This is a genomic window from Pseudoflavonifractor capillosus, from assembly GCF_016899775.1.
Classification (GTDB): Bacteria; Bacillota; Clostridia; order Oscillospirales; family Oscillospiraceae; genus Lawsonibacter.
In genome coordinates this window covers 1-251 of sequence record NZ_JACJJE010000195.1, presented here as the reverse complement: position 1 = coordinate 251, position 251 = coordinate 1, and the positions used below count along the sequence as shown (strand labels likewise).

Here is a 251-nt window from a genome sequence, read left to right as displayed (position 1 = left end):
AACTTTCCTCCGAACCTGAATTTAAAAGGAGGAATTCCAATGAGAAACCTGAAGCGTGCTCTCAGCCTGGGTCTCACCGCGGCCATGATTTCCGGCCTGATGGTGATGGGCTCCAGCGCCGCGAGCTACGCGGACGTGACTTCTGAGGACAATCAGGAAGCCATCGAGGTTCTCCAGGCCGTGGAGATCATGGTCGGCGACGAGAACGGAGACTTCAACCCTGATCAGAACGTCACCCGCAACGAGATGGC

The 251-nt window shown here is 56.6% G+C and carries 1 protein-coding gene; it reads left to right on the top strand.

All coding sequences use genetic code 11. From position 1 onward, the window contains the following. Positions 1 to 39: 39 nt before the first annotated feature. A partial coding sequence (locus H6B31_RS16995; protein WP_204899554.1) for an S-layer homology domain-containing protein occupies positions 40 to 251 on the top strand: 212 nt, incomplete at its 3' end.